A 4,665-nucleotide genomic window follows, 5' to 3' on the forward strand; every position below is an offset into this window, starting at 1 on the left:
AGCCCATCCAGTCCACCCACCCCGACGACACCCGTGCGCCGAGCCGCCCCACCGCACGACGTGCCATCGCGGCGGCCACCATCGGCAACGCGCTCGAATTCTTCGACCTCGCCCTGTACGCGCTCATGGCCTCGTACATCGGCCGCACGTTCTTCCCCGGCGGCAACCCCGGCGTCCAACTGGTGCAGGCCTACGCCGTGTTCGGCGTGACGTATCTGATCCGGCCGCTCGGCGGGCTGCTGCTCGGCGCGTATGCGGACCGCAACGGCCGTAAGAAAGCACTGGTGTTGTCGATCCGGCTCATGGTGCTCGGCACGCTGCTGCTCGCGGTGATGCCCGGATACTCGGTCCTCGGGATCGCGTCGACCCTGGGGATCGTGCTCGCGCGGTTGATCCAAGGGTTCGCCGCCGGGGGCGAGTTCGGGGCGGCGACGTCGTTCCTGGTCGAGCAGGACGAGCGGCGCAAGAGCTTCCTCGGCAGCTTCCAGTTCGCCGGCCAGGGCCTGTCGACCCTCCTCGCGGCAGGCTTCGCGGCGGGTCTCACGGCTCTGCTGTCCGACGCCCAGATGACCTCGTGGGGCTGGCGCGTGCCGTTCGTGTTCGGCCTGCTGGTCGGCCCGGTGGGCTATTTCGTACGGCGCTACATGGACGAATCCCCGGCACTGGCACCTGAGTTGGAGTCGGCCGCCCCGAAACCCTCCCCGATCGTGTCGGTCTTCCGCGACCACTGGGGCGGGCTGCTGATCGCCGGCGGCGCGCTGATCGTCTCGACGGCGCTGAACTTCATGCTGCAGTACCTGCCGACGTACGGCATCGGTCAACTGGGCGTCGACGCCTCGCTGTCGTTCACGGCACTGCTCATCGCCGGTGCCGTCCTGACCTTCGTCACCCCGCTCGTGGGGCTGTTGGGCGACCGCCACGGCCGGCTGCGCATCATGATCCCGGCCGCGGTGCTGATCGGCGTGAGCGTCGTCCCGCTCTTCCTGTGGCTCAACGCCTCGCCGTCCTTCCTCACCCTCGCGCTGTGCACCACCGTCCTCGCCCTGCTCAAGGCGGTGTACTTCGGCACGCTGCCGTCGGTGATGGCCGACGTCTTCCCGGCCCGGGCCCGCGCGACGGGCCTGTCCTTCAGCTACAACACGACGGTCGCGCTCTTCGGCGGCTTCACCCCGACGATCGCCGCGGCCCTGATCGAGGTGACCGGCTCGCCGGTGGCGCCGGGCTACTACCTGCTGGCCACGGCCGTGTTGAGCACCGCCGCCCTGACGACCGCGCTGCGTACGCGCCGGATCCGGTGAGGAGGGGAGCCGTGGTGCGCCTCGCGACGAAGGGGCATTACGGCTCGCGCGTCACCGGGCTCGCCCGCACCTCGTACGTCGCCACCCGCACCGACGCGTCGTCCAGACACTCCCCGGAGATCAGGTCGAACCGCTGCTTGAGCAGCGGCGACGCGACGAACGGGCGGCCCTGGTGCGTGCCGGTCAGGCCGCGGGAGAGGACCGCCGCGCCGTTGAACGGGTCGCGGTTGTCGATGCCGTAGAGGGTGCCGGCGCGGTCGCGGAAGAGGGCGACCTGGCTGCCGTCGGGCAGCAGGGCCGCCACCCCGCGGCCGGGGGTGAGCCGGTTGAGGTCGCAGACCGTGAACCAGCCCTCGGTGAGCCGGAGTTGGACCTTCAGGTCGGTCGTCTCGGGAGCCAGTGTCATCGCTGGGCGCTTCCTTCCAGGACGTCTGCGGGCTGCTGGGGCCGCATACCGATGGTCAGCAACGGCAGGTCGGGCTTGATCTGTTCGCGCTCGGGGACGAAGCCGACGACCGGGTCCGGGGTGTCGGGCGCGTTCACGAAGGACACGAACCGGGAAAGTTTCTCCGGGTCGTTGATGGTGGTGGCCCACTCGTCGCGGTAGCCGGCGACATGCGCGGACATCAGCGACTCCAGTTCCTCGCAGATGCCGAGCGAGTCCTCGACGACCACCTCGCGGATGTGGTCGAGGCCGCCCGGAATCCGCTCCAGCCACACGCTCGTGCGCTCCAGCCGGTCGGCCGTACGGATGTAGAACATGAGGAACCGGTCGATCAGGCGCACCAGTTCGGCGTCGGACAGGTCCTGCGCCAGCAGGTCCGCGTGGCGTGGGGTCGCGCCGCCGTTGCCGCCGACGTAGAGGTTCCAGCCGTTGGCGGTGGCGATGATCCCGAAGTCCTTCGACTGGGCCTCGGCGCACTCGCGGGCGCAGCCGGAGACCGCCGACTTGAGCTTGTGCGGGGAGCGCAGGCCCCGGTAGCGCAGCTCCAGGTCGATCGCCATCCGGACCGAGTCCTGGACGCCGTAGCGGCACCAGGTCTGCCCCACACAGGACTTGACGGTACGCAGCGCTTTTCCGTACGCGTGGCCGGACTCGAAGCCGGCGTCCACCAACCGGGCCCAGATCAGCGGGAGTTGCTCCACCCGGGCGCCGAACAGGTCGATGCGCTGGCCGCCGGTGATCTTCGTGTAGAGGCCGAAGTCGCGAGCCACCTCGCCGATCACGATGAGTTTCTCGGGGGTGATCTCGCCGCCGGGGACGCGCGGCACGACCGAATAGGAGCCGTTCTTCTGCAAGTTGGCGAGGAAGTGGTCGTTGCTGTCCTGGAGGGCCGCCTGTTCGCCGTCGAGGACGTAGCCGCTCGCGCCGATCGTCGAGGCGAGGGACGCGATGATCGACGCGACCGTCGGCTTGCAGATCTCGCAGCCGTCGCCACCCCGGGCGCCCTCACGGCCGTAGCGATCCAGCAGATCCTGGTGGGAGTTGATCCGCAGCGCGAGGGCGATCTCGTACAACTCCTCGCGGGTCTGCGCGAAGCAGCCGCACAGGCCCTTGTCGACCTCGACGCCGTTCGCCTCCAGCTCGGCGGTGACCAGCTGGCCGAGCACCTTGACGCAACTCCCGCAGCCCGTACCGGCCTTGGTGCACTTCTTCACCTCCGGCACGCTCGTGCAGGAGTGGTCCGTCACCGCGCCACGGATCGCGCCCTTGCTGACGTTGTGGCAGGAGCAGATGACCGCGGCGTCGGGCAGCGCCGACGGACCGAGCTGGACGGCGCCCCCGGAACCGGCCGGCAGCACCAACTGCTCGGGGGAGACCGGCGGTACGGACCCGGTGAACGCGCGCAGCGTGCCGTACGCGTCCGCGTCACCGACCAGGATGCCGCCGAGCAGCTCGCCGCCCCGGCCTATCACCAGCTTCTTGTACGTGCCGGCCCGAGCGTCGGAGTAGACGACGTCGAGGCAGTCCGCGGTGGCGCCGTGCGCGTCGCCGAAGGACGCCACGTCCACGCCGAGCAGCTTCAGCTTGGTCGACAAGTCGGCGCCGGTGAAGGCGGATTCGCCCCGCGCGATGGTCGCGGCGGCCGTCTCCGCCTGCTCGTAACCGGGCGCCACCAGGCCGTACACCCGGCCGTCCGCCGCCAGCGCGCACTCGCCGATCGCGAACACATGCGGGTCGGTGACCGTACGGCACTGCTCGTCGACCGCGATGCCGCCGCGCTCGCCGACCGACAGGCCCGAGGCGCGGGCGAGTTGGTCGCGGGGGCGGACACCGGCGCTGAACACCACCATGTCCGTGGCGAGTTGGGAACCGTCCGACAGCTTCATGCCGGTGACCGAACCGTCCGCGCCGGTCACGATCTCCTGGGTGCCCACGCCCGTGTGGACGGTCAGGCCCATGTCCTCGATGGTGCGCAGCAGCGCGGCCCCGCCGCCCTCGTCGATCTGCACCGGCATCAGGCGCGGCGCGAACTCCACGATGTGGCTGGTGAGTCCGAGCCCCTTCAGCGCGCCCGCGGCCTCAAGACCGAGCAGCCCGCCGCCGACCACGGCACCCGTCGGCGCACGGGTCGTCGCCTTCGCCTTCGACTTGGCGTACGCCTCGATCGCGAGCAGGTCCTCGATCGTGCGGTAGACGAAACAGCCCTCCGCGTCCTTGCCGGGGACCGGCGGCACGAACGGATACGAGCCGGTGGCGAGGACGAGCGTGTCGTACTCGACCGTCAGACCGGAGCGTGCGGTTACTGTCCTCGCCGTCCGGTCGATCGTCTCCGCCGGGTCGCCGACGTGCAGCTCGATCCCGTGGTCCGCGATGAACTCCGCGTCCGTGAGGGAGAGTTCTTCGGGCGTACGGCCCGAGAAGTACGAGGTGAGCTGGACGCGGTCGTAGGCCGGACGGGGTTCCTCGCACAGCACGACCACGCGGTGGTTGGCGGTCAGGCCGCGCTCGGCGAGCGCTTCGAGGAAGCGCTGACCGACCATGCCGTGGCCGACGAGCACGATGGTGGGCACCACACGCGGATTCGAGGTCATGTCCAGGAGCCTGCGACGCCGGTGTTACCCGTTGGCATCCCACCTGTTTCCCGCGAGGAACGCTGCCCTCAGCGGGAGCGTGTGGGGGGTGTGAGGGTTCGGGGTGCGCGCCGGGGGTGGAGTGTGAGGCCAGGGCGGATCCGCGCCGGTGGGGTTAGGTGGGGTTAACCGAACCCCCCGCTTCCGTGCAGGCACCATCGTGTACGCCGGGCGGCGGCGGAAAGCTGGAGACATCGGTTCACAGCAGTTCACACGGGCTGCGCCGACACACGTACATCGACTCCACGTACGCCGCCTCATGTGCAGGGGGACGCACCATGACCACCACCCG

At 70.1% G+C, this 4,665-nt stretch carries 3 protein-coding genes; 1 reads left to right on the top strand and 2 read right to left on the bottom strand.

Annotation, left to right across the window (positions count from 1 at the left end; genetic code table 11):
- On the top strand, positions 1 to 1,298 hold a 1,298-nt coding region (locus tag AC31A1_RS47125; RefSeq protein WP_489659214.1), incomplete at its 5' end, for an MFS transporter.
- Positions 1,299 to 1,335: 37 nt separating this feature from the next.
- On the opposite strand, the gene nirD is transcribed toward AC31A1_RS47125, so the two are convergent.
- Both nirD and nirB read right to left on the bottom strand, forming a co-directional pair.
- Positions 1,336 to 1,704: a nitrite reductase small subunit NirD gene (nirD, locus tag AC31A1_RS47130; RefSeq protein ID WP_489659215.1), complete on the bottom strand. Its 369-nt coding sequence runs from the start codon at positions 1,702 to 1,704 to the stop codon at positions 1,336 to 1,338.
- Positions 1,701 to 4,334 carry a nitrite reductase large subunit NirB gene (gene nirB, locus AC31A1_RS47135; RefSeq protein ID WP_489659216.1) on the bottom strand — a complete coding sequence of 878 codons (2,634 nt, stop codon included), beginning with the start codon at positions 4,332 to 4,334 and terminating at the stop codon, positions 1,701 to 1,703. The genes nirD and nirB overlap by 4 nt, the downstream gene beginning before the upstream one ends.
- Positions 4,335 to 4,665 lie beyond the last annotated feature (331 nt).

The sequence above is a fragment of the Streptomyces sp. P5F9 genome, from assembly GCF_057961495.1.